We start from the raw sequence: 24,039 nt of genomic DNA, 5'->3' as shown, positions 1-24,039 counted from the left end.
ACGTGATATGTGAACATTGTAAACAAAGACATGCAAATGTTACCGTGACGCAAGTTCAAAGCGGTCAAAAGTTTGAACGTCATTATTGTGAAGTTTGCGCAGCGCAATTCCATCCATTTCAATTTGAAGTAAAAGAAGAACCGGTTTCCCTTCAACAGCTCGTTTCGAATTGGCTCAATGTACCATTCCCAAAAAACGTACAGGAGGAGAAACAAAATCCGGACAAAAAACTACTCTCTTGCCCGTCCTGTGGTTTTACGTATCGTCATTTTTTAAATAAAGGGAGGTTCGGCTGCGCACAGTGTTATGAAACGTTCAGAGATCAGCTTCCTAATGTATTAAAGAGACTACAAGCAGGAACGAAGCACATCGGTAAGGCAGATGGTGAACAGTTGCATATCGGACAATGGTTACAACAAATTGCTGCGATTCGCGAACAAATGAAACAGGCGATTGCGGAGGAGCAGTTTGAAGAAGCTGCTAAAATGCGAGATGAAATTCGGATGCTAGAAAGCAGAGTCCATGCGGGAGGTGTCGATTTCAAATGAATATCGAGCACTTTTTAACAAATGCCGCTCCGAGCTGGATGATAGTAGATGCACAGCAGACGGATATTGTCATGAGCACGCGTATTCGACTGGCGCGTAATTTAGCCGATCTCAAATTCCCAATTAGCTTTTCAGAGCAAGAGGCTAAGCTAGTCAATGATAAGGTGATGCAAGCCCTGCTATCACTAAATGAAGAACAACTGCACTTTTCTTATTTCACGATTAAAGATATGCCGATTCTACAGCGTCAAATACTTGTAGAAAAACACTTAATTAGCCCGTACTTAGCAAAAAATGAAAAAGTCGCGTCCGTATTTTTAACGGACAATGAAGCAATGAGCGTCATGGTCAATGAAGAAGATCATATTCGCATTCAATGCTTAGCACCGGGCATGCAAATAGAAGAGGCATATGAGGCAGCTAGTCGTATTGATAGTTATTTACGAAGGAAGATACCCTATGCCTATCACGAACGATATGGCTACTTAACGAGCTGTCCAACGAATGTGGGCACCGGTCTCCGAGCTTCCGTCATGATGCACCTACCAGCTCTTACGATGTCAAAGCAAATGAATGCTTTAATTCAAATGATGACACGATTAGGAATGGTTGTTAGGGGTATATATGGAGAAGGTAGCGAAAATTTAGGAAATGTTTATCAAATTTCAAACCAAATTACACTTGGCAAATCAGAAGCCGACATACTTGAAGAATTACGCAACGTTGTAGAGCGAATTATTCAAAGGGAACGACTGGCACGTAAGCAGCTACTAGAGCAAGCACCCCTTGTTTTAGAGGACCGCTTAAGCCGTTCACTTGGGACATTAAAATTTGCTCGTATACTTACTAGCGAGGAAGCCGCTACATGTTTATCGAATGTTCGTCTAGGTGTGGATTTAGGATTGATAGAAGAAATTTCACAAAACAGATTAAATGAGTGCATGCTGCTCATACAGCCTGGATTTATTCAGCAATATGCTGGCACAACATTACAACCTGCTGAACGCGATATGTACCGCGCGAAGCTAATGCAAGGAAAGCTACAGACACAAGAACGTAATGAAACTCCTGATACAGGAGAAAAAGGAGAGGAACCGTATGATGTTTAATCGTTTTACTCAACGTGCACAAAAAGTTTTACAACTCGCTCAAGAAGAAGCAATTCGCTGGAAACACGAGTCAATCGGCACAGAGCATATTTTACTTGGTCTTATTCGTGAAGGTGGCGGCATAGCAGCTAAAGCATTAGAAGCCATTGATATTAGCCCACAAATGATTGAATCAGGTATTGAGGAGCTTGTTGGAAAAGGGACCGAGGATGTAGGCCCAATCGTGCATTACACACCGCGAGCAAAAAAAGTTATTGAACTATCAGTCGATGAATCACGTAAACTGGGGCATGCTTATATCGGCACAGAGCATATTTTACTGGCATTAATTCGTGAAGGCGAAGGTGTAGCCGCACGTGTATTAGCGAATACAGGTGTGAGCATTAATAAAGCGCGCCAGCAAGTCCTGCTTTTACTTGGAAATAATGATTCGAATACTAATGGCACAAGCGCAACCCAAGCCGTAAACACACCAACACTGGATAGTTTAGCGCGTGATTTAACAGCGGTAGCCCGTGAAGGTTCGCTGGATCCGGTTATTGGCCGTTCAAAAGAAATTACACGCGTTGTTGAAGTTTTATCCCGTCGTACGAAAAACAATCCGGTACTTATCGGGGAACCAGGTGTTGGTAAGACAGCAATTGCAGAAGGCTTAGCACAGCAAATCATTAATAATGAAGTACCAGAAACACTACGTGACAAGCGTGTTATGACGCTTGATATGGGTACAGTGGTTGCAGGTACTAAATACCGCGGAGAGTTTGAGGACCGCTTGAAAAAAGTAATGGATGAAATCCGCCAAGCGGGCAATATCATTTTATTTATCGATGAACTTCATACATTAATCGGTGCGGGTGGTGCAGAAGGTGCGATTGATGCATCGAATATATTAAAACCTTCTTTAGCGCGCGGTGAATTACAATGCATCGGTGCGACAACACTGGATGAGTATCGTAAATATATCGAAAAGGATGCAGCGCTTGAGCGTCGTTTCCAACCAATTCAAATAAATGAACCATCCGTAGATGAAACAATTCAAATTATTAAAGGCCTGCGCGACCGCTACGAGGCACATCACCGTGTAAAAATTACGGATGAAGCTGTAGATGCGGCGGCGAAATTATCAGACCGCTATATTTCAGATCGCTTCCTACCTGATAAAGCGATTGATTTAATCGATGAAGCTGGCTCGAAGGTACGCTTACGTTCTTTTACAGTACCACCAAATTTAAAGGCGTTAGAAGACCGTTTAGAGGGCATCCGTTCGGAGAAAAATGCCGCCGTACAAAGCCAAGAGTTTGAAAAGGCAGCGGCATTCCGTGATACAGAACAAAAAATGAAAACCGAGTTAGAGCAAACGAAGAAGGAATGGAAAGAAAAGCAAGGTAAAGAAGAATCGCAAGTAACGGTAGAGGATATCGCAGCGGTTGTCTCAATGTGGACGGGAATCCCGGTATCGAAAATTGCACAAGAAGAATCTGCGAAGCTGCTGCAACTTGAACAAGAGTTGCATAAACGTGTTGTTGGTCAAAGTGAAGCTGTAGAAGCCATTTCTCGTGCAATTCGCCGAGCACGTGCGGGACTAAAAGATCCGAAGCGTCCGATTGGGTCCTTCATTTTCTTAGGCCCAACAGGTGTTGGTAAAACAGAACTTGCGCGTGCACTAGCTGAAGTAATGTTTGGTGATGAGGATGCCATGATTCGCGTTGATATGTCTGAGTATATGGAGAAACACTCAACATCTCGTCTAGTCGGTTCGCCTCCTGGCTATGTAGGCTTTGAAGATGGTGGGCAGCTAACAGAAAAAGTGCGCCGTAAGCCATACTCAGTTGTGCTACTTGATGAAATTGAAAAAGCGCATCCAGATGTGTTTAATATTTTATTGCAAGTTTTAGAAGACGGCCGCCTCACAGACTCAAAAGGTCGTACCGTTGACTTCCGTAATACGGTTGTCATTATGACTTCAAATGTTGGTGCCGATGCGCTGAAGTATCAGAAAAACTTAGGTTTTAAGGTTGGCGATACAGCTTCCAAGCATAAAGATATGAAGGGGACAATGCTAGAAGAGCTGAAAAAAGCATTCCGCCCAGAATTCTTAAACCGTATTGATGAAATGATTGTGTTCCATTCTTTAGAGAAAGAACATTTAAAAGAGATTGTGTCATTAATGGCAGGCTCGTTAACAAAGCGTCTAAAAGAACAGGAAATTGAGCTTGAGCTAACAGACTCAGCGCTGGATAAGATTGTTGTAGAAGGCTACGATCCGCAATATGGCGCACGTCCACTACGCCGTGCACTACAAAAACATGTAGAGGACCGATTATCTGAGGAGCTTTTAAAAGGCACGATTGATAAGGAAAATAAAGTAGTATTAGACTTTGCTGACGGTGAATTCATCGTTCGAAGCAATGACAAAGTAACACTAAGTAAATAATAATAATAATTTCGAGGTAGGATTTCCTGCCTCGTTTTTTATTGTAATTATAATAAAAGGCTGTTGTTTTTTTGTTCAAAACTATCAATTCGATGGATTCGTGATACAACATAACCGTAAATATGTGCCAGTTTCGCTTATTTTAAAATAAGTTGTGTGTGAATTTCGCCGATTGAGACAAATGCCGTTAGAAAAATACAATGAAATTTAACTGAGTGAACGCAAAAGATGCGTTTGGCTGATTGCAGACAATAACATTAGAACGCGTTGCTTATTTACTGTACAATAAAATGAGAACAAACATTTGGAGGGGCATGCAAGTGGCGAAGAAAAAAACAAAATTTATGTGTAGTGGTTGTGGCTACGAAGCTGCAAAATGGATGGGGCGTTGTCCGGGCTGTGGTGAGTGGAACACAATGAATGAAGAAGTAGAAATTATTACAAAAGGGCCTCGTGGTGCCTTCCAACATTCAAGTACAACAACAAAAGCGACTCCGATTATAAATGTTCAAACACAAGAAGAAACACGGATTGTTACAGAAATGGATGAGTTTAACCGCGTACTTGGTGGTGGAATTGTACCTGGCTCGCTCGTGCTAATTGGCGGTGATCCGGGAATTGGTAAGTCGACGTTATTATTACAAGTGTCTGCACTGCTTTCAAATCAAGGAAAGCGCGTATTATATATTTCTGGTGAGGAGTCGATTCGTCAAACGAAGCTGCGTGCGGAGCGTTTAGGTGTAAAATCAGCGGAGCTTTATATTTACTCGGAAACGAATTTAGAATTTCTCCACCAAACGATTGAAGAAGTGCAACCGAAGTTTGTCATTGTTGACTCGATACAAACGGTCCATCATCCGGAAGTAACGAGTGCACCGGGAAGTGTGTCGCAAGTCCGTGAATGTACAGCAGAATTGATGCGCATTGCGAAAACGAAAAATATCGCGATCTTCTTAGTCGGTCACGTAACGAAAGAAGGGCAAATTGCTGGCCCACGTCTGCTTGAGCATATGGTAGATACGGTTCTGTATTTCGAGGGGGAGCGTCATCATAACCACCGAATTTTACGGAGTCAGAAAAATCGCTTCGGCTCAACGAATGAAATTGCAATTTTTGAAATGCTACAAGGCGGTTTAAAGGAAGTATTAAATCCGTCTGAGTTATTTCTTCAGGAGCGCTCGCAAGGAGTAGCGGGTTCGACAATTGTTGCGTCGATGGAAGGGACGCGTCCAATTTTAGTCGAGATTCAATCACTTGTAACACCTACAAGCTTTAATTATCCGAAGCGAATGGCAACAGGTGTTGACCAAAACCGCGTGCAGTTATTAATGGCGGTACTTGAAAAACGTATGGGCATGATGCTACAAGCGCAGGATGCTTATATTAAAGTAGCGGGCGGCGTGAAATTAGACGAGCCAGCCATCGATTTAGCTGTGTTAACTTCGATTGTGTCGAGCTTTAAAGATCAGGCTGTTCGGCCGACCGATTGTTTTATTGGTGAAGTAGGATTAACAGGAGAAGTGCGCCGTGTTTCACGTATCGAGCATCGTGTACAAGAGGCGGCAAAACTTGGCTTTAAGCGCGCCTTTATCCCAGTGTCGAATATCGGAGGTTGGGATTATCCAGCCGGTATTCAAGTAGTGGGTGTTGAAACGATTAGCGATTCGCTACGCCAGTGTTTCAATGATTTATAACTTGTGTATATGATGCATGGACCGAGAGTGCCGATCGCGCTGAAAACACGTTAGAATGCTTGTCGTTCTAACGTGTTTTCTTCATTTGGTAAGAAATTTTATAAATAGGGTAGTACCTAAATAATGTAGTGATAATTTTTATAAATATAGAATACTTTGGATTGTTTATAGATGACATATAAATGATATGTACGGGTATAATTTCTGGTAAAATAATAGTTTATTATCGCGAAGGGGTTTCGTAATGGAAATCAAATGTTATGTGCCATTATGCCTATCAAGCTAAGTGCTAGACTGAAAAATAAAAAGTCGATTAACACAAAGGGAGTAAATAATACTTTATTCGTCTCGGTCGCTCCAATTGTCATGAAAAGGGTAAACGGTAAATACCCTATGTAGACGGCGCCGAGTTAGCGGATATCACCAGACGTTTGTCGTACTTCTCCAAATACACCTGCTTGGATAAATCAGCTTATTCGGATAATCTTCCTCAAAAGAGCAAAGCTAGCGTAGCAAAAGTGTTGTTATGCGCAGAATCTAATACAGATGTGTAAAACTGTGCCATTTATCTGAAATGTACGGAGTTTATACTACATTTTTTATGTTAACTATATGATAAAGACATTTTGCAAGAAGGAGTTCATTCCAGGGAGAATTATTGTATTAATTTTATGCAGCGAAATTTGTTAAAATTACGAATTTTTATAGAAATATTGTTTAAAACAGCATATTTTGTCGTAAGGTTGAGAAATGAATTCAACTTCTGTACTATTATGAAGCGCGTGTTTATACATCGCCAATAAGTAGGTAACTATGTATAATTAAAATAGGAGGTGAAAACAATGTTAAAAATGGTAATTCAAGTTGCATTTCTATTTATCGGGGGAGCGTTAGGTCTACTTTTCTTACCGCCATTATACGAGTTTATTAATTTATCATCTAATCCTTGGATCAACAATCCATATATTTCGGTAACTCTAGGAGCAACGATTTTATTTGTGTTGTCATTCGTATTGTCTGATTATTGTGTGCGTTTGATTACATGGCTAGAAGATACACTGTTTAAATTGCCGGTGGGTGATTTACTATTTGGTACGCTTGGTCTAATTATTGGACTAAGTGTTGCGTTTCTAATTGGATTTGGCATCAATCGTATTGAGATTCCCGTTGTCACTGATTTAGTGCTGGTTACGTTGACCATTATTTCGGGGTATTTAGGATTCCGTCTAGGTTTTAAGAAACGTGATGAGTTATTACAAATGTTTTCAACGAAATCTTCGGCTAAGCGGAAGGCCACTGAAGCACTTGCTCAGCAAGAAGAGAAGGTGTTGTATAAACTGTTAGATACGAGTGTAATTATTGACGGGCGCATTGCGGATATTTCGGAAACAGGTTTTGTTGAGGGGACACTTGTTGTACCGCAGTTTGTATTAACTGAGCTACAGCATATTGCAGATTCATCGGATACATTAAAACGCACTCGTGGACGCCGAGGCTTAGACATACTAAAGCGCCTGCAAGATGAGCGCGCGTCAAAGGTACTTATTACAGAAGTTGATTTCGAAGACATACAGGAAGTGGATTTAAAGCTTGTGCGGTTAGCCAAAAAAATGAATGCACAAATTTTAACGAATGATTTCAATTTAAATAAAGTATGTGAGTTGCATCAAGTACAAGTATTAAATATTAATGATTTAGCGAATGCTGTTAAACCGATTGTTATTCCTGGAGAGGATATGCAGGTGGTTGTCATAAAAGACGGCAAAGAGCATAATCAAGGTATTGCTTATTTAGATGATGGTACGATGATTGTCGTTGAAGGTGGGCGCGCATTTATTGGTCAAGCGATTACCGTAACAGTGACGAGCGTACTGCAAACGTCTGCTGGTCGTATGATTTTCGCGAAACCAAAAGAAGATAAAGCTGTATAAAGAGTAGGAAGTGGATTTTTTGCGATATGAAGTAGTATTGCCTGCTGCCGGAAGCGGTAAGCGTATGGGGGCAGGGAAAAATAAATTATTTTTACAATTACAAGACCGTCCGATTTTAATTCATACGCTCACAGTATTTGAACAGGATGCTAATTGTACTGGTATTTGGCTTGCAGTAAAGCCAGAGGAGCGCACATTTATCCAAGAGCTCCTCACCGCGTACGGCATGACGAAAGTCAAAGGTTTACCAGCTGGTGGTGAGGAGCGTCAGCATTCGGTTCATTCATGTATTAAAGAAATGAAAGAAGTGGACATTGTACTCGTCCATGATGCTGCGCGTCCATTTATTACCCAAGAAATTATTGTGCGTTTAGCGCAGACGGCTTACGAAAAAGGTGCTGCTATTGCGGGTGTGCGCGCGAAGGATACGATGAAAAAGGTGACAGAAGGCGTCATTACTGAAACAGTCGACCGTGAAAGTTTGTGGGTAATTCAAACGCCGCAAGCTTTTCGGTTTGATCTGATTAAAGAAGCGGCAGATGTAGCGGAAAAGATTGGTTTTCTCGGTACTGACGAGGCAATGTTAGTAGAGCGACTTGGTCACAAAGTGCACATTGTTGAGAGTAGCTATGAAAATGTTAAAATGACAACTAAAGAAGACTTATTATTCGGTGAGGCGATTTTAGCGAATCGTAGCCGCTAGGAGGATATGTATGTTTCGTATTGGACAAGGTTTTGACGTTCATGCCTTTGCAGAAGGACGTCCATTAATTTTAGGTGGAATTGAAATCCCCCATGACCGCGGCTTACTAGGTCACTCTGATGCAGACGTATTACTACATACTGTAACAGATGCCGCACTTGGCGCAATTGGTGAAGGGGATATTGGTCGTCACTTCCCTGATACAGACCCAGAATGGAAAGATGCAGATTCAGCAAAGTTACTTGCGTACATCTGGAAAATTGTTGAGGATAAAGGTTATGTGCTTGGTAACGTTGATTGCACGATAATGGCACAGCGTCCGAAAATGGCGCCATATATTGGGCAAATGCAAAATCGCATTGCGGAGTTATTAAATGCCGATCCCACACAAGTGAATGTGAAAGCGACAACGACAGAAAAGTTAGGCTTCACTGGTCGTGAGGAAGGGATCGCTGCAATGGCAACGATTTTATTAATCAAAAAATAAAGTCTGAAAATCTTGCGTGTGCCAAATTCATTGGCATGCGCTACTTTTATTCTATGAAACACAGTGGTAAAATGAACGGAGTTAAAGTAAAAGGGCTTATGTAGCCAAAATATACAATAATTTGCACGATACAATTAGGAGGCATTTAACTATGACGAAACAAGTTCGCGTACGTTATGCGCCATCTCCAACGGGTTTCTTACACATCGGTGGAGCACGCACAGCGTTATTCAATTACTTATATGCAAAACACCATAACGGAACATTTGTGGTTCGTATTGAGGATACAGACATCGAACGCAACGTAGAAGGTGGAGAGGCATCTCAGCTGGATAACTTACGTTGGTTAGGTATTACACCAGATGAATCAATTGATATCGGTGGTCCATACGCACCGTACCGCCAAATGGAGCGCTTAGATATTTATAAAGAGCATGCAGAAAAAATGTTGGAAGCTGGCCAAGCGTATAAATGCTTCTGTTCTTCAGAAAAATTAGAAGCAGCTCGTGAAGCGCAAAAAGCAAACGGCGTAGCAGCACCAACTTATGATGGTACTTGTCGTCATTTATCGGCTGAAGAAGTTGCGGCGAAAGAAGCTGCTGGCGAAGCATACACTATTCGTATGGCTGTTCCAGAAAATACAACTTATAAATTCAATGACCTAGTACGCGGTGAGGTTACATTCGAGTCAAAAGATATCGGTGACTGGGTGCTCGTTAAAGCGAACGGTATTCCAACTTACAACTATGCGGTTGTTCTTGATGATCACTTCATGGAAATTTCACACGTATTCCGTGGGGAAGAACATTTATCAAACACACCAAAACAAATGATGATCTTTGATGCATTTGGTTGGGAATATCCAGCGTACGGTCACATGACATTAATCGTGAACGAAGACCGCAAAAAATTATCAAAACGTGACGAAACAATTATTCAGTTCGTTGCGCAATATAAAGACCTTGGTTTCTTACCAGAAGCGATGTTCAACTTCTTTGGTTTACTTGGTTGGTCTCCAGAAGGGGAGGATGAAATCTTTTCGAAAGAAGAATTCATCCAATTATTTGATGAAAAACGCCTTTCTAAATCACCATCGATGTTTGATAAAACAAAGCTTACTTGGATGAATAACCAATATATTAAAACATTATCTCGTGAAAATGTAGTGGCACTTGCCTTGCCGCACTTACAAAAAGCAGGTCTTTTACCAGAAGAACTTTCTGCAGAGCAATATGCATGGGCTGCTGATGTAATTGGTCTTTACCATGAGCAAATGAGCTTTGGTGCAGAAATCGTGGAATTATCTAGCCTATTCTTCGTAGATGAAATCGAATATGATGAAGAGGCAAACGAAGTATTAGCTGGTGAGCAAGTTCCAGAAGTAATGGCTTCATTCAAAAAACAACTTGAAGTATTAGAGTCATTTGATGCAGATTCGATTAAAGCGGCGATTAAAGCAGTGCAAAAAGAAACAGGTCATAAAGGGAAAAACTTATTCATGCCAATCCGTGTTGTAACAACTGGTCAAACACATGGCCCAGAATTACCGAATTCGATCGCGTTAATTGGTCAAGAAAAAGCAATTGCACGAGTAGAAAAATACGCTAAGTAATAATTAATAGTGCATTTGCGCCTTTTTACATCTGATAAGCGATGGAAAGTCCGAAGTGAAAGTGGGTTTTCAACTTTCGCCCGAGGGATCAAAGCGGCTTCGAGAATGTGGCGAAAATGCCCAGAAGAGAAAAAACTTTGTTTTTTCAGAAAATTTATGTAAAATGAATTTACATTGCACATAATTAAAACGCGTTGAGAAGGAGAAGTATGTGGCGCATGCTCTTTAGAGAGGACCATCACCGGCTGAAAGTGGTCTGAGCCCAGGCAAAACAGAAATGCACCTTTGAGTACTTAGTTGAAATGAAGTAGGCTAAGTCGGTTCGTCCACGTTATTGGACTTTTGAGAGGAGGGTGTATGCCCTCAACCAGAGTGGAACCGCGCAAACAAGCGTCTCTGTCACCTTTAATGAGGTGGCGGGGACGTTTTTTTTATGGTTAAGAAAGAAGAACGTTCTTAACCGCATAATAAAGGAAATTAGCTCACGCTTTTTGGGTGAGATGTGTCTTTCTGATTTTGGGGAAATCAAAAAAGAGAGAAGGTTGGTTGATGTTTAAACGAATGAGGGAAGATGTAGCGACTATTTTTGAAAATGATCCTGCTGCACGTAGCGTATTAGAAGTCGTTTTAACGTATTCAGGCTTACATGCTACTTGGTCACACCGCATTGCACATTGGTTTTTCAAAAGAAAATTTTACTTTATTGCACGTTGTATTTCACAAGTCAGTCGCTTCTTTACAGGCATTGAAGTTCACCCAGGTGCAGTAATAGGTCGTCGTTTCTTTATTGATCATGGTATGGGTGTGGTTATTGGGGAAACATGTGAGATTGGTGATGATGTCACTCTTTACCAAGGTGTTACGCTAGGTGGTACGGGAAAAGAAAAGGGGAAACGTCACCCGACTTTAGAAAATAATGTACTTGTGGCGACGGGTGCGAAAGTACTTGGCTCGATTACTGTCGGTGAAAATAGTAAAGTAGGGGCAGGGTCTGTTGTGTTAAAAGATGTGCCGCAAAATGCAACGGTTGTTGGCATCCCGGGCAAGGTCGTTATAAAAGACGGTATTTGCTTAGAAAATAAGGGGAAATTAGATCATCAAAATTTCCCTGACCCAATGGGAGATCGCTGTGATTACTTAGAGAAATCCTTACAACTAGTACAACAAGAAATTACACGATTACAAAAGGAGAGCAGCAAATGAGTATTCAAATTTTTAACTCGTTAACAAGACAAAAGGAGCCTTTCATTCCGTTAGAAGAAGGCAAAGTAAAAATGTATGTATGTGGACCAACTGTTTATAACTATATTCATATCGGAAATTCTCGTCCAGTTATTGTCTATGATACAGTACGCCGCTACTTACAATACGCAGGCTATCATGTGAAATTCGTATCAAATTTTACAGATGTAGATGACAAAATTATTAAAGCAGCAAACGAGCTTGGTGAGGAAGTATTTGAGTTAACGGAACGTTTCATCGGTGCTTATTTTGAAGATATTACAGCACTGGGTTGTAAAAAAGCAGACGCTCATCCACGAGTAACTGATCATATGGATGACATTATTACCTTTATTGGGGTTCTAATTGAAAAAGGTTATGCATATGAATCACAAGGCGATGTCTATTACCGTACGCGTAAATTTGACGGCTACGGTAAACTATCACATCAATCAATTGATGATTTGAAAGTAGGGGCACGAATTGAAGCGGGTGAGAAAAAAGAAGACCCTCTAGACTTCGCGCTTTGGAAGGCTGTAAAACCAGGCGAAGTATTTTGGGCATCTCCTTGGGGGGATGGACGCCCAGGCTGGCATATCGAGTGTTCGGTTATGGCACGTGAACATTTAGGAGACACAATTGATATTCATGCGGGTGGGCAGGATTTAACATTCCCTCACCATGAAAATGAAATCGCGCAATCAGAAGCGCATAATAATAAAGAATTCGCACGTTACTGGATGCATAACGGGTACATTAATATTGATAACGAAAAAATGTCTAAATCTCTTGGTAATTTTGTATTAGTTAATGACATCCGCAAGCAAATTGATCCGCAAGTCCTGCGTTTCTTCATGCTATCTGTACATTACCGTCATCCGATTAACTTTGCTCAAGATTTAGTTGAATCGGCTCGTGTGGGGTTAGAACGAATTCGTACAGCCTATGCCAATGTGCAGCACCGTTTAACGACAACGGCAAGCTTAGCAGATGGTAGCAATGATTGGTTAGAAAAAATTGCCACGGCAAAAGTACAGTTTGAAGAGGCGATGAATGATGATTTCAATACAGCGAACGCGATTTCAGTATTATTCGATCTGTCACGTATTGCGAACATTTACTTAAACGAAAGCAATACAGATGTAACTGTACTGCAGGCATTCTTAGTTACATTTGATACTATTGGTGAGGTCCTTGGAATTCAAGTAGCGGTAGAAGCGGGTTTATTAGATGAAGAAATCGAAGCGTTAATTGTTGAGCGTAACACAGCACGTAAAAACCGTGATTTTGCACGTTCTGATGAAATTCGTGACCAACTACTGAGCATGGATATTGTACTTGAAGACACTCGTCAAGGGACACGCTGGAAACGAGGACAGTAATATGCATAAGCTTCGAACACAAGATGTAAAACAGTTAAATGCACTCGCACTCGCATATATGGGTGACGCAGTTTTAGAGCAGCGCATTCGTGAACACCTGCTGTTATCAGGAGGCGTAAAGCCGAATGCGCTGCATAAAGAGGCGACAAGTTATGTATCAGCAAAAGCACAGTCCATGATTATGCATCGCTTAATAGATGTACAATTTTTAACGGAAGAGGAGCTCGCTGTATTCCGTCGTGGGCGCAATGCGAAATCGGGCTCTGTTCCGAAAAATACAGACGTACGAACTTACCGTAATAGCTCAGGCTTTGAGGCGGTATTAGGTAGTCTATTCCTAACGAAACAACTAGACCGCGTAAATGAAATAATTGATTACGCAATTGAAATCATTGAAGAATCAAAAGGAGTGTCATGAAATGGCGGAAGAACAAAATGGAGAAATGATCGCAGGTAAAAATCCGGTATTAGAAGCACTTCGTTCAGGTCGTGAAATTAATAAAGTATGGATTGGCGAAGGGGTTAAAAAAGCGGGTATTAACGAATTGCTGGATTTAGCACGTGAACGTGGAGTCCTTGTACAATTTGTCCCGAAGAAAAAGGTTGATCAGCTAACAGATGCTAATCATCAAGGGATCGTAGCGTCCGTTGCGGCATATGATTATGCCCAGCTAGACGATTTATTCGCAGCAGCGAAAGAAAAAAGTGAAGACCCGTTCTTTTTAATTTTAGATGAGTTAGAAGACCCGCATAACTTAGGTTCCATTATGCGTACAGCAGATGCAATTGGGGCGCATGGCATTATCATTCCGAAGCGCCGTGCAGTTGGTTTAACGGCGGTTGTTGCAAAATCCTCTACAGGAGCAATTGAGCACGTGCCGGTTGTACGTGTAACGAATTTAGCGCAAACAGTGGACGAGCTAAAGGACCGTGGCGTTTGGATTGCGGGTACAGATGCAAAAGGTTCAGCAGACTACCGCAAGATGGATGCGACATTACCACTTGCGCTTATTATTGGAAGTGAAGGCAAGGGCATGAGCCGTCTCTTAAAAGATAAATGTGATTTCCTTTACCACTTGCCAATGGTTGGTCATGTTACTTCGTTAAATGCGTCAGTAGCAGCAGCGTTACTTATGTATGAAGTGTACCGTAAGCGACAAGAAGTTAACGGATAAGTGTGATGCAAAATATTTTGCTAGTAGACGGCTATAATATGATCGGTGCTTGGAAAGAGCTCCGGTCATTACGTGATGACCATTTCGAAGATGCGCGTGACCGTTTGATCGAGCTTATGGCAGAATATAAAGCGGATACAGGTTGGCGCGTCGTCGTTGTATTTGATGCACATTTAGTACCGGGCACTGAGCAGTTATACGTTCAACATGCGGTGGAAGTTATTTATACACGTAAAAACGAAACGGCAGATGAACGTATTGAAAAACTTTCCACTGAATTGAAGGGTAGAAAAGTACAAATCCATGTAGCGACGTCGGATATGACGGAGCAAAACGTTGTATTTGGACATGGTGCCCTTCGAAAATCGGCGCGTGAGTTAGAAATTGAGATGCAAATCATTCAATCAAGGATATCTTCAAAGGTAAAATTATCACAGGTCGAAAAACCCGCTTCACGAATTAGATTATCAAGAGATGTTGAATTAGCGTTCGAGAAATGGAGAAGGGGCATGAAATAACTCGTTGCCCGTATTTACCAATTAAGTTATACTATCCCTAATGATTCTGGCGTAGCCGAGGTGAGTCCGTTGCTTAAAAGTGAGAAGATACAAGTCATACAGCAGTTTGAACAATTTTCAGATGAACAACTTATTGAGCAGGTGCATCTAGGCAATGCCGATGCGTTGGATTTTTTGATTACAAAGTATCGACTTTTTGTGAAAGCGAAGGCAAGGTCTTATTTTTTGATTGGTGCGGATAAGGAAGACATTGTCCAAGAAGGTATGATTGGTTTATATAAAGCCGTTCGGGACTTTAGAGGAGACAAGCTGTCTTCGTTCCGTGCATTTGCGGAGTTATGTATTACGCGGCAAATTATTACGGCGATTAAAACAGCAACGCGTCAAAAGCATATTCCGTTAAATTCGTACGTCTCTTTAGACAAACCGATTTATGATGAAGAGTCCGAACGAACATTAATGGATATTATTACGAGTCCAATCTCTGAAAATCCGGAATACTTAATGATTAACCGTGAAGAATATAGTCACCTTGAGCAAAAAATGAGCGAGGTGCTAAGTGAGCTAGAACAGCAAGTATTAGAGCGCTATTTGGAAGGCCAATCCTATAATGAAATTTCTGAAGAATTGAATCGGCACGTAAAGTCGATTGATAATGCGTTGCAACGTGTAAAGCGTAAATTGGAGCGTCATTTGGAAATCGGAGAAATGAGTTGAGGCATTGCTACGCTTGTTGACAGTATGATTATTAGGTGTTAGTCTTTAAAAGACAAACTGCCGAAAAAGGTGATTCGAATGGCAAAAAAAGTCGTTCTAAGTTGTGAGAAATGTGGCTCAAGAAACTATACACTTCCTGCTAAAGAGGGAGCAACAATGCGTCTTGAATTGAAAAAGTTTTGCTCACATTGCAATGAACATACAGTGCATAAGCAGACGTTATAAATGATTTAAACATAGAAAAACCATTTGTTCGGAGGTTAGGCTAGAATGGGCAAGATTACAAACTTTCTGCATGAAGTTGGCGCAGAGATGAGAAAAACAAGCTGGCCAAAAAGTAAAGAGCTAACGAAGTATACAGTTGTAGTAGTTTCTACAGTTGTTATTATGGCTCTATTTTTTGTGCTAGTTGATTTAGGAATTTCAGAATTATTCCGTTGGTTCTTAGAAATATAATCAGCATAATGTTAATATTTTTGAAATAGCCCGTCCATGCCAAGTAACGGGTTTTTTCAGTTGTTTTTGTAGCTTACAATTTTAGCCAACGTGCAGCATTCGGTCTACGAGGTTCGTTTTCGGAAGCTATGTTCGATGGATATTATTTTTTAATGGTTTTGTGATGGAGTATTGAAAAAATACCTCTCACATTTTATAAGTGAAGGAGGGACGGACGATTAGTCCTGCCTAATATGGAGAAAAATTGGTATGTAGTTCATACTTATTCAGGTTATGAAAACCGAGTAAAAGCAAACCTTGAAAAGCGTGTTGAAACGATGGGGATGCAAGATAAAATCTTCCGTGTCATCGTTGCTGAACAAGAAGAAATTGATGTAAAAGAAGATGGTAAAAAGCGTACAGTAATGCGTAAAGTATTCCCAGGTTATGTATTAGTTGAACTAATCATGACAGACGATGCTTGGTATGTTGTACGTAATACACCAGGTGTAACTGGATTTATCGGTTCTTCAGGCGGCGGTGTTAAACCAACACCATTACTTCCAGAAGAAGCAGATCGCCTATTAGAACAAATGGGTATGACTGAAACTAAACAAGGTGAAATTCACTTTTCAGTGGATGAGGTTGTTGAAGTACTTGAAGGACCGTTTGCGCACTTCCAAGGACGTATCCATGAAATTGATATTGAAAATGCAAAAGTGAAAGTAAGCGTTGATATGTTTGGGCGCGAAACAAAAATGGAACTTGACTTTGAACAAATTCGTAAATTATAGAATTATTTCTGCTTGATTATACACTTTAAAAGTGTTATCATTTCATAGGTCAGACTGTCATTCGTTTGGTATCTGATATGATAATTTATTTTTAATGTTATCGGCAAGTTAGCTGACGAACAGATATTGAGTGGGAGGGGCAACCCAATTACCACATCACGGACTTAAGGAGGTGTGTCTCGTGGCTAAAAAAGTTATTAAAGTTGTAAAACTTCAAATCCCTGCTGGAAAAGCAAACCCAGCACCGCCAGTTGGTCCTGCATTAGGTCAAGCCGGTGTTAACATTATGGGATTCTGTAAAGAATTCAACGCTCGTACTGCTGATCAAGCTGGTCTTATTATTCCAGTTGAAATTTCAGTATTCGAAGATCGTTCATTTACTTTCATTACAAAAACTCCACCTGCAGCAGTGTTACTTAAAGTAGCAGCTGGTATCCAATCTGGATCTGGTGAACCAAACCGTAATAAAGTCGCAACGGTTAAACGTGATAAAGTTCGCGAAATCGCTGAACAAAAAATGCCAGACCTTAACGCTGCTTCAGTTGAAGCTGCTATGTTAATGGTTGAAGGTACTGCGCGAAGCATGGGTATCGTTATCGAAGACTAATCCCATCTTCAAGACTTGATGATGCTTTTGTTTTTGGAAGGTTGCTGCACTCTTATTTGGGTGCGCAACCTTTATTCGTGGGAGGTAAAATCCGCTATAACCACAATCAAGGAGGAAATTATAATGGCTAAAAAAGGTAAAAAACTGCAAGATGCAGCTAAATTAGTAGACCGTGCAACTCTATACTCAGTAGAAGAAGCAGTAGCTTTAGCACAAAAAACAAGCACAGTAAACTTCGACGCAACTGTAGAAGTAGCTTTCAAACTTGGAATCGATACTCGTAAAAACGACCAACAAATCCGTGGTGCAGTAGTACTTCCACACGGTACTGGTAAAACTCAAAAAGTTTTAGTATTCGCTAAAGGTGAAAAACTTAAAGAAGCAGAAGCAGCTGGCGCTGATTATGTAGGCGATGCTGAATACATCCAAAAAATCCAACAAGGTTGGTTTGATTTCGATGTAATCGTAGCTACTCCTGATATGATGGGTGAAGTTGGTAAATTAGGTCGCGTATTAGGACCAAAAGGTTTAATGCCAAACCCTAAAACTGGTACAGTTACTTTCGACGTAACGAAAGCTATCGAAGAAATCAAAGCTGGTAAAGTAGAGTACCGCGCTGAAAAAGCTGGTATCATCCACGCTCCTATCGGTAAAGTTTCTTTCGAAACAGAAAAATTAGTAGAAAACTTCTTAGCAGTATTTGATGTAGTAGCTAAAGCTAAACCAGCTGCAGCAAAAGGTACTTACATGAAGTCAGTAAACTTAACTACAACAATGGGGCCGGCTGTTAAAGTTGATGCTTCTAGCGTAGTAAATAAATAATAAAACGTTATTTTTTAGTGAATTCACTAATGAAATAAATTAGTTGACAACACACCCGCTTACTTGGTAAGATGGATGCTGTTGTGAATCATCCATTTGTACCGTAGACAGTAGGAGTGACTTGTCACTTAATGATCCTACCGAGGACATCGGAATTCGGATTCTTTTTAAGATGATGACTTTCAGCCTCTATGTCTATTCAGATATAGAGGCTTTTCTTTTGTCGGTATAAATGACTCATTCTAATAGGAGGTGTCATCATGAGCAAAGCAATTGAAACTAAATCAGTTCAAGTACAAGAAATCGCTGGTAAATTCGAAGCTGCTGCTTCAGTAGTAGTTGTTGACTATCGTGGTTTAACTGTAGCTCAAGTTACAGAATTACGTAAACAACTTCGCGAAGCTGGTGTTGAGTTCAAAGTTTACAAAAATACTTTAACTCGCCGTGCTACTGAAATCGCAGGTATTGAAGGTATCAACGAATTCTTAACTGGTCCAAACGCTGTTGCGTTCTCTAACGAAGACGTAGTAGCTCCAGCAAAAATTATTAACGAATTCGCTAAGAAAAACGAAGCGTTAGAAATTAAAGCTGGTATCATCGAAGGTACAATCGCATCTGTTGAAGATGTTAAAGCTCTTGCAGAACTTCCATCTCGCGAAGGTCTACTATCTATGCTTTTATCTGTACTTCAAGCTCCAATGCGCAACTTCGCGCTTGCAACAAAAGCTGTTGCAGAACAAAAAGAAGAGCAAGGCGCGTAATTTTCGCATCCCAACTTCAAAATATGGCGTAATCGCCTAACAAACCATAAAACATCCAATAGGAGGAAATTAAAATGAACAATGAGCAAATCTTAGAAGCTATCAAAGCTATGACAGTTCTAGAATTAAACGATTTAGTAAAAGCTATCGAAGAAGAATTCGGTGTAACAGCAGCAGCTCCTGTAGCTGTAGTTGCTGGCGGTGCTGCAGCAGTTGAAGAAAAAACTGAGTTTGACGTAGTATTAGCATCTGCTGGTGCAGAAAAAATTAAAGTAATCAAAGCAGTGCGTGAAATCACTGGTTTAGGTCTTAAAGAAGCTAAAGAAGTTGTAGACAACGCTCCTAAAGCTCTTAAAGAAGGTATTTCTAAAGATGAAGCAGAAACAATTAAAGCTAAACTTGAAGAAGTTGGCGCATCTGTAGAAGTTAAGTAATTATTACTTACATCTGTAAATAAGAAAAGCTCGTCTCTTTTGACGAGCTTTTCTTCATTTTAGCAGTTAAGTAATTTCTTAACTGCATAAGAAAGAACGTTAACTCGCTCTATTTGGGGCAAGTTGCGCCTTTCTAAGTTATGTGTGGAGGCGTGTTTATGTCTGAACATTATTATTCAAATAAGCCTCAAACTGAGAGTAAACCGCGCCAATGGAAATTTACTTTACTAGGAAATACGTTTACATTTGAAACAGATGCGGGCGTGTTTAGTAAAAGCGAAGTAGATTTTGGCTCCCGTGTATTAATTGACGCGTTTGAAATGCCAAAAGTAGACGGTGTTTTACTTGATGTGGGCTGTGGCTATGGACCAATTGGGTTATCAATTGCGAAAGCGAACCCAGAGCGTGAAGTGCATATGATGGATATCAATACGCGTGCAATTACTTTGTCGCAAAAAAATGCACAGGTTAACGGGGTTCAAAATGTACGTATTTTTGAAAGCGATGGACTTTCTTCGGTAGAACAGGGAACAAAGGCTGCGGCAATCCTAACAAACCCGCCAATTCGTGCAGGTAAAGATACTGTCTTTAAATTTTATGATGGTGCTTTTGATTTGTTAGTAGAAGACGGAGAACTTTGGGTCGTGATTCAGAAGAAGCAAGGTGCTCCATCGACAGTAAGTCATTTAGAAGAAATTTTTGCAGAAGTAGATGTTGTTGAGAAGAAAAAAGGATATTGGATCATACGAGCGAAGAAATAAGTAAGATTCATATAAAATATTGACTTGACAAATCGACTATGATAACATAATAAAATGCAAAATTATTATTTTGAGGTCGTGTGCCCTTTTGTATTATTAACAAGTTTTTCTGGGTATACTCACCAAGAATAAGTTTAGTTTAACCGAAAATGAGATCTTACAAAAGACTCGTTTTCTTTTTGTCTTTCGAAATCATACACTATTTGGGTGATTTTGCAAAGACCTATTATCGCTTTATTGAGGGGTGAATGAGTTGACAGGTCAACTAGTTCAGTACGGACAACACCGTCAGCGTAGAAGTTTTGCGCGTATTAGTGAGGTGCTGGAACTTCCGAATTTAATCGAGATCCAAACAGCATCTTATGAGTGGTTCCTTGAAGAAGGATTGCGCGAGATGTTCCACGACATTTCTCCAATCGAAGATTTTACAGGTAATCTTTCACTTGAATTCGTCGACTATACATTAGGAGATCCTAAGTATGATGTAGATGAGTGTAAAGAACGTGACGTAACTTATGCTGCACCACTGCGTGTAAAAGTACGTTTGTACAACAAAGAAACAGATGAAGTAAAAGAGCAAGACGTCTTTATGGGTGATTTCCCATTAATGACGGAAACGGGTACGTTTATTATTAACGGTGCTGAGCGCGTTATCGTTTCACAGTTAGTTCGTTCTCCTAGTGTTTACTTCCATGATAAAACTGACAAAAACGGTAAAAAAGGCTTTGGCGCTACAGTAATTCCTAACCGTGGTGCTTGGCTTGAATATGAAATAGATGCAAAGGATGTAGTATACGTACGTATTGATCGTACGCGTAAACTTCCTGTAACTGTTCTGTTACGTGCATTAGGTTTCGGATCAGATCAAGAGATTTTAGACATCGTTGGTGACAACGAGTTCTTACGTAACACGCTTGAAAAGGACAACACAGAAAGCACTGAAAAAGCGCTTCTTGAAATCTATGAGCGTCTACGTCCGGGTGAACCACCTACAGTTGAAAGTGCGAAAAACTTATTGTATTCTCGTTTCTTTGACGCGAAACGCTATGATTTAGCGAATGTTGGTCGTTACAAAATGAACAAAAAGCTTCACATCAAAAATCGTTTGTTCAACCAAACGATTGCAGAAACAATTGTTGATTCTGAAACAGGTGAAATTTTAGTAGAACAAGGAACGTTATTAGACCGTCGTACACTAGATAAGTTAATTCCTTATTTAGAGGCAGGTGTAGGCTTCCGTACACTATCTCAAGTAGGTGGCGTATTAGAAGACGATGTTACAATCCAATCAATTAAAATCTATGCACCTAATGATGAAGCGCAAAAAGAAATTAACGTTATTTCCAATGCTTATATTGATGAAGAAGTGAAGAATATTACGCCAGCTGACGTAATTGCTTCTGTATCATATTTCTTTAACTTATTATATGGTGTTGGGAACACGGATGATATTGACCATTTAGGTAATCGTCGTTTACGTTCTGTTGGTGAGCTTCTGCAAAACCAATTCCGTATCGGATTATCTCGTATGGAGCGTGTAGTACGTGAGCGTATGTCGATTAATGACACAGCTGCAATCGTGCCACAACAATTAATTAACATTCGTCCTGTAATTGCGTCAATTAAAGAGTTCTTTGGTAGCTCTCAATTATCTCAATTCATGGACCAAACAAACCCACTAGCAGAATTAACGCATAAGCGTCGTCTATCTGCATTAGGGCCTGGTGGTTTAACACGTGAGCGTGCTGGTATGGAAGTACGTGACGTTCACTATTCTCACTATGGTCGTATGTGTCCGATTGAAACGCCTGAGGGACCAAACATTGGTCTTATCAACTCGTTATCATCGTTTGCAAAAGTAAATAAATTCGGCTTTATCGAAACACCTTACCGTCGCGTGGATCCGGAAACTGGTTTAGTGACTGATCGTATCGATTATTTAACTGCTGATGAAGAAGATAACTACGTAGTAGCTCAAGCCAACTCGATTTTAACTGAAGAGGGTGCATTCGCTAACGAAGAAGTCGTTGGACGTTTCCGTGGTGATAACACTGTATTCAACAAAGACCGTATTGACTACATGGACGTATCTCCTAAACAAGTAGTATCTGCTGCCACTGCATGTATTCCGTTCTTAGAAAACGATGACTCAAACCGTGCGCTAATGGGAGCAAACATGCAACGTCAAGCGGTTCCTTTATTAAACCCAGAAGCACCATTCGTTGGTACTGGTATGGAACATGTAGACGCTCGTGACTCAGGTGCAGCGGTTGTTGCGAAATATGATGGTATTGTTGAGCATGTAGAAGCTCGTTCAATCCGCGTACGTCGTATCGAAATCGTTGACGGTAAAGAAGTTAAAGGCGATTTAACAAACTATAAATTACAAAAATTCATTCGTTCAAACCAAGGTACTTCATATAACCAACGCCCAATCGTTAAAGTTGGCGATCGCGTGAAGCCTCGTGACATTTTAGCTGACGGTCCATCTATGGAACGCGGAGAACTTGCACTTGGGCGTAACGTACTTGTTGCTTTCATGACATGGGATGGCTTTAACTATGAGGATGCTGTAATCATGAGTGAGCGTCTTGTGAAAGATGACGTATATACATCTGTTCATATTGAAGAATATGAATCAGAGTCTCGTGATACAAAGCTTGGACCAGAAGAAATCACGCGTGACATTCCAAACGTAGGTGAGGATGCACTTCGTAACCTAGACGATCGCGGTATTATCCGTATCGGTGCGGAAGTTCGTGATGGTGATATTCTAGTAGGTAAAGTTACTCCTAAAGGGGTTACTGAATTAACTGCTGAAGAACGTTTATTACATGCAATTTTCGGTGAAAAAGCACGTGAAGTCCGTGATACTTCACTTCGTGTACCACACGGAGCTGGCGGTATTATCCTTGACGTTAAAGTATTCAACCGTGAAGATGGCGACGAATTACCACCAGGCGTTAACCAATTAGTACGTGCTTATATTGTTCAAAAGCGTAAAATCCGCGTTGGGGACAAAATGGCCGGACGACATGGTAACAAAGGGGTTATCTCTCGTATCTTACCGGAAGAAGATATGCCATTCATGCCAGACGGCACGCCAGTAGATATCATGCTTAACCCACTTGGGGTACCTTCTCGTATGAACATCGGACAAGTGCTAGAGCTACACTTAGGTATGGCTTCTCGTTACTTAGGTATTCATATGGCAACACCAGTATTCGATGGTGCCAATGAAGCGGATGTATGGGAAACGATGGAAGAAGCTGGTATGAACCGTGACGGTAAAACAATTCTTTATGATGGACGTTCAGGTGAGCCATTCGACAACCGTGTATCAGTAGGGATCATGTACATGATCAAACTTGCCCACATGGTTGATGATAAACTTCACGCACGTTCAACTGGACCTTACTCATTAGTTACGCAACAGCCATTGGGTGGTAAAGCTCAGTTTGGTGGGCAACGTTTCGGTGAGATGGAGGTTTGGGCACTTGAAGCATACGGTGCTGCTTACACACTTCAAGAGATTTTAACTGTAAAATCGGATGACGTTGTAGGTCGTGTGAAAACATATGAAGCCATCGTTAAAGGTGAAAGTGTTCCAGAACCAGGTGTTCCAGAATCATTCAAAGTATTAATTAAAGAACTTCAATCTTTAGGTATGGATGTTAAAATGCTAACAATCAACGATGAAGAAGTAGAGCTTCGTGATTTAGATGACGAAGAAGAGCTTCAACCAGCTGATGCTTTAAATATCGTACCTACTGAGAAAGAAGAAGTCCCAGTAGAGTCATTTGAGTAATAATTTCAAATAAAATCGGGCAGGTATATGCCCTGCCCGATTTTCTTGCATAAAAAATTAAAACATGAATTTCATGCAAAAAAAGT

General features: G+C 40.6%; 23 protein-coding genes, 1 pseudogene and 2 other annotated features. Of the genes and pseudogenes, 23 read left to right on the top strand and 1 reads right to left on the bottom strand.

Annotated elements, in window-relative coordinates:
* Window positions 1-2: 2 nt before the first annotated feature.
* The 4 genes from MHH87_RS17640 to radA all read left to right on the top strand — a co-directional run bounded on the left by MHH87_RS17640 (window position 3) and on the right by radA (window position 5,785).
* A complete protein-coding gene (locus MHH87_RS17640; protein ID WP_340750726.1) occupies window positions 3-548 on the top strand; it encodes a UvrB/UvrC motif-containing protein in 546 nt (181 codons plus the stop codon).
* On the top strand, window positions 545-1,657 hold the full coding sequence (locus tag MHH87_RS17635; protein ID WP_340750724.1) for a protein arginine kinase: 1,113 nt from the start codon (window positions 545-547) through the stop codon (window positions 1,655-1,657). The genes MHH87_RS17640 and MHH87_RS17635 overlap by 4 nt, the downstream gene beginning before the upstream one ends.
* Window positions 1,647-4,091, top strand: a complete 2,445-nt coding sequence (locus MHH87_RS17630; RefSeq protein ID WP_340750722.1) for an ATP-dependent Clp protease ATP-binding subunit — start codon at window positions 1,647-1,649, stop codon at window positions 4,089-4,091. Before MHH87_RS17635 ends, MHH87_RS17630 begins: the two co-directional genes overlap by 11 nt.
* Window positions 4,092-4,411: 320 nt before the next feature.
* Window positions 4,412-5,785 carry a DNA repair protein RadA gene (radA, locus tag MHH87_RS17625; protein ID WP_340750720.1) on the top strand — a complete coding sequence of 458 codons (1,374 nt, stop codon included), beginning with the start codon at window positions 4,412-4,414 and terminating at the stop codon, window positions 5,783-5,785.
* 260 nt (window positions 5,786-6,045) lie between these two features.
* Here radA and MHH87_RS18980 read toward each other — a convergent pair.
* Window positions 6,046-6,249 (bottom strand): annotated as a pseudogene (locus MHH87_RS18980) (acetate uptake transporter); the annotation flags it as partial.
* Window positions 6,250-6,627: 378 nt separating this feature from the next.
* Between MHH87_RS18980 and MHH87_RS17620 the strand changes: the two are divergent.
* From MHH87_RS17620 to rpoB, 19 genes are all read left to right on the top strand, one after another.
* A complete protein-coding gene (locus MHH87_RS17620; protein WP_340750718.1) occupies window positions 6,628-7,716 on the top strand; it encodes a PIN/TRAM domain-containing protein in 1,089 nt (362 codons plus the stop codon).
* Window positions 7,717-7,735: 19 nt separating this feature from the next.
* Window positions 7,736-8,419: a 2-C-methyl-D-erythritol 4-phosphate cytidylyltransferase gene (gene ispD, locus MHH87_RS17615; protein WP_340750715.1), complete on the top strand. Its 684-nt coding sequence runs from the start codon at window positions 7,736-7,738 to the stop codon at window positions 8,417-8,419.
* 10 nt (window positions 8,420-8,429) lie between these two features.
* A complete protein-coding gene (gene ispF, locus MHH87_RS17610; RefSeq protein WP_340750713.1) occupies window positions 8,430-8,906 on the top strand; it encodes a 2-C-methyl-D-erythritol 2,4-cyclodiphosphate synthase in 477 nt (158 codons plus the stop codon).
* Between the two features lie 151 nt (window positions 8,907-9,057).
* Window positions 9,058-10,518: a glutamate--tRNA ligase gene (gltX, locus tag MHH87_RS17605; protein WP_340750711.1), complete on the top strand. Its 1,461-nt coding sequence runs from the start codon at window positions 9,058-9,060 to the stop codon at window positions 10,516-10,518.
* A gap of 185 nt (window positions 10,519-10,703) precedes the next feature.
* Window positions 10,704-10,919 (top strand) — a binding site (T-box leader).
* A gap of 148 nt (window positions 10,920-11,067) precedes the next feature.
* Entirely contained in the window at window positions 11,068-11,721 is a 654-nt protein-coding gene (gene cysE, locus MHH87_RS17600; RefSeq protein WP_340750709.1) for a serine O-acetyltransferase, read from the top strand.
* On the top strand, window positions 11,718-13,121 hold the full coding sequence (cysS, locus tag MHH87_RS17595; protein ID WP_340750706.1) for a cysteine--tRNA ligase: 1,404 nt from the start codon (window positions 11,718-11,720) through the stop codon (window positions 13,119-13,121). The genes cysE and cysS overlap by 4 nt, the downstream gene beginning before the upstream one ends.
* A gap of 1 nt (window position 13,122) precedes the next feature.
* Entirely contained in the window at window positions 13,123-13,539 is a 417-nt protein-coding gene (locus tag MHH87_RS17590; protein ID WP_340750704.1) for a Mini-ribonuclease 3, read from the top strand.
* Between the two features lies 1 nt (window position 13,540).
* Entirely contained in the window at window positions 13,541-14,296 is a 756-nt protein-coding gene (rlmB, locus tag MHH87_RS17585; RefSeq protein ID WP_340750702.1) for a 23S rRNA (guanosine(2251)-2'-O)-methyltransferase RlmB, read from the top strand.
* Window positions 14,297-14,301: 5 nt separating this feature from the next.
* Complete coding sequence (locus MHH87_RS17580) at window positions 14,302-14,814, top strand: NYN domain-containing protein (RefSeq protein ID WP_340750701.1); 513 nt, start codon at window positions 14,302-14,304, stop codon at window positions 14,812-14,814.
* A 69-nt stretch (window positions 14,815-14,883) separates the two neighbouring features.
* Window positions 14,884-15,531: an RNA polymerase sporulation sigma factor SigH gene (gene sigH / locus MHH87_RS17575; protein ID WP_340750698.1), complete on the top strand. Its 648-nt coding sequence runs from the start codon at window positions 14,884-14,886 to the stop codon at window positions 15,529-15,531.
* A 78-nt stretch (window positions 15,532-15,609) separates the two neighbouring features.
* Entirely contained in the window at window positions 15,610-15,756 is a 147-nt protein-coding gene (gene rpmG / locus MHH87_RS17570; protein ID WP_340750696.1) for a 50S ribosomal protein L33, read from the top strand.
* Window positions 15,757-15,801: 45 nt separating this feature from the next.
* Window positions 15,802-15,987: a preprotein translocase subunit SecE gene (gene secE / locus MHH87_RS17565; RefSeq protein WP_340750694.1), complete on the top strand. Its 186-nt coding sequence runs from the start codon at window positions 15,802-15,804 to the stop codon at window positions 15,985-15,987.
* Between the two features lie 233 nt (window positions 15,988-16,220).
* A complete protein-coding gene (gene nusG, locus MHH87_RS17560; RefSeq protein WP_340750691.1) occupies window positions 16,221-16,760 on the top strand; it encodes a transcription termination/antitermination protein NusG in 540 nt (179 codons plus the stop codon).
* 181 nt (window positions 16,761-16,941) lie between these two features.
* A complete protein-coding gene (gene rplK / locus MHH87_RS17555; RefSeq protein WP_188227259.1) occupies window positions 16,942-17,367 on the top strand; it encodes a 50S ribosomal protein L11 in 426 nt (141 codons plus the stop codon).
* A gap of 123 nt (window positions 17,368-17,490) precedes the next feature.
* Complete coding sequence (gene rplA / locus MHH87_RS17550) at window positions 17,491-18,189, top strand: 50S ribosomal protein L1 (protein WP_340750688.1); 699 nt, start codon at window positions 17,491-17,493, stop codon at window positions 18,187-18,189.
* An 83-nt stretch (window positions 18,190-18,272) separates the two neighbouring features.
* Window positions 18,273-18,417 (top strand) — a sequence feature (ribosomal protein L10 leader region).
* A 32-nt stretch (window positions 18,418-18,449) separates the two neighbouring features.
* Window positions 18,450-18,950 (top strand): 50S ribosomal protein L10, encoded by a 501-nt coding sequence (gene rplJ, locus MHH87_RS17545; protein ID WP_340750686.1) that lies wholly within the window; start codon window positions 18,450-18,452, stop codon window positions 18,948-18,950.
* A gap of 74 nt (window positions 18,951-19,024) precedes the next feature.
* On the top strand, window positions 19,025-19,384 hold the full coding sequence (gene rplL / locus MHH87_RS17540) for a 50S ribosomal protein L7/L12 (protein ID WP_340750685.1): 360 nt from the start codon (window positions 19,025-19,027) through the stop codon (window positions 19,382-19,384).
* 158 nt (window positions 19,385-19,542) lie between these two features.
* Complete coding sequence (locus tag MHH87_RS17535) at window positions 19,543-20,145, top strand: class I SAM-dependent methyltransferase (protein ID WP_340750683.1); 603 nt, start codon at window positions 19,543-19,545, stop codon at window positions 20,143-20,145.
* A 244-nt stretch (window positions 20,146-20,389) separates the two neighbouring features.
* Window positions 20,390-23,953, top strand: a complete 3,564-nt coding sequence (gene rpoB / locus MHH87_RS17530; protein WP_340750680.1) for a DNA-directed RNA polymerase subunit beta — start codon at window positions 20,390-20,392, stop codon at window positions 23,951-23,953.
* Window positions 23,954-24,039: the final 86 nt, after the last annotated feature.

This window comes from Solibacillus sp. FSL H8-0538 (assembly GCF_038003525.1).
GTDB lineage: Bacteria > Bacillota > Bacilli > Bacillales_A > Planococcaceae > JBBOPI01.
The sequence above is the reverse complement of the archived record's forward strand: the minus strand, read 5'-3'. Positions and strand labels throughout refer to the sequence as shown.

Excerpts from the sequence above, each read along its gene's own strand:
- MHH87_RS17635 (WP_340750724.1), top strand. The coding sequence starts at position 545 with ATGAATATCGAGCACTTTTTAACAAATGCCGCTCCGAGCTGGATGATA.
- MHH87_RS17630 (WP_340750722.1), top strand. The coding sequence starts at position 1,647 with ATGATGTTTAATCGTTTTACTCAACGTGCACAAAAAGTTTTACAACTC.
- MHH87_RS17620 (WP_340750718.1), top strand. The coding sequence starts at position 6,628 with ATGTTAAAAATGGTAATTCAAGTTGCATTTCTATTTATCGGGGGAGCG.
- ispF (WP_340750713.1), top strand. The coding sequence starts at position 8,430 with ATGTTTCGTATTGGACAAGGTTTTGACGTTCATGCCTTTGCAGAAGGA.
- gltX (WP_340750711.1), top strand. The coding sequence starts at position 9,058 with ATGACGAAACAAGTTCGCGTACGTTATGCGCCATCTCCAACGGGTTTC.
- cysE (WP_340750709.1), top strand. The coding sequence starts at position 11,068 with ATGTTTAAACGAATGAGGGAAGATGTAGCGACTATTTTTGAAAATGAT.
- cysS (WP_340750706.1), top strand. The coding sequence starts at position 11,718 with ATGAGTATTCAAATTTTTAACTCGTTAACAAGACAAAAGGAGCCTTTC.
- MHH87_RS17590 (WP_340750704.1), top strand. The coding sequence starts at position 13,123 with ATGCATAAGCTTCGAACACAAGATGTAAAACAGTTAAATGCACTCGCA.
- rlmB (WP_340750702.1), top strand. The coding sequence starts at position 13,541 with ATGGCGGAAGAACAAAATGGAGAAATGATCGCAGGTAAAAATCCGGTA.
- MHH87_RS17580 (WP_340750701.1), top strand. The coding sequence starts at position 14,302 with ATGCAAAATATTTTGCTAGTAGACGGCTATAATATGATCGGTGCTTGG.
- rpmG (WP_340750696.1), top strand. The coding sequence starts at position 15,610 with ATGGCAAAAAAAGTCGTTCTAAGTTGTGAGAAATGTGGCTCAAGAAAC.
- secE (WP_340750694.1), top strand. The coding sequence starts at position 15,802 with ATGGGCAAGATTACAAACTTTCTGCATGAAGTTGGCGCAGAGATGAGA.
- nusG (WP_340750691.1), top strand. The coding sequence starts at position 16,221 with ATGGAGAAAAATTGGTATGTAGTTCATACTTATTCAGGTTATGAAAAC.
- rplA (WP_340750688.1), top strand. The coding sequence starts at position 17,491 with ATGGCTAAAAAAGGTAAAAAACTGCAAGATGCAGCTAAATTAGTAGAC.
- rplJ (WP_340750686.1), top strand. The coding sequence starts at position 18,450 with ATGAGCAAAGCAATTGAAACTAAATCAGTTCAAGTACAAGAAATCGCT.
- rplL (WP_340750685.1), top strand. The coding sequence starts at position 19,025 with ATGAACAATGAGCAAATCTTAGAAGCTATCAAAGCTATGACAGTTCTA.
- MHH87_RS17535 (WP_340750683.1), top strand. The coding sequence starts at position 19,543 with ATGTCTGAACATTATTATTCAAATAAGCCTCAAACTGAGAGTAAACCG.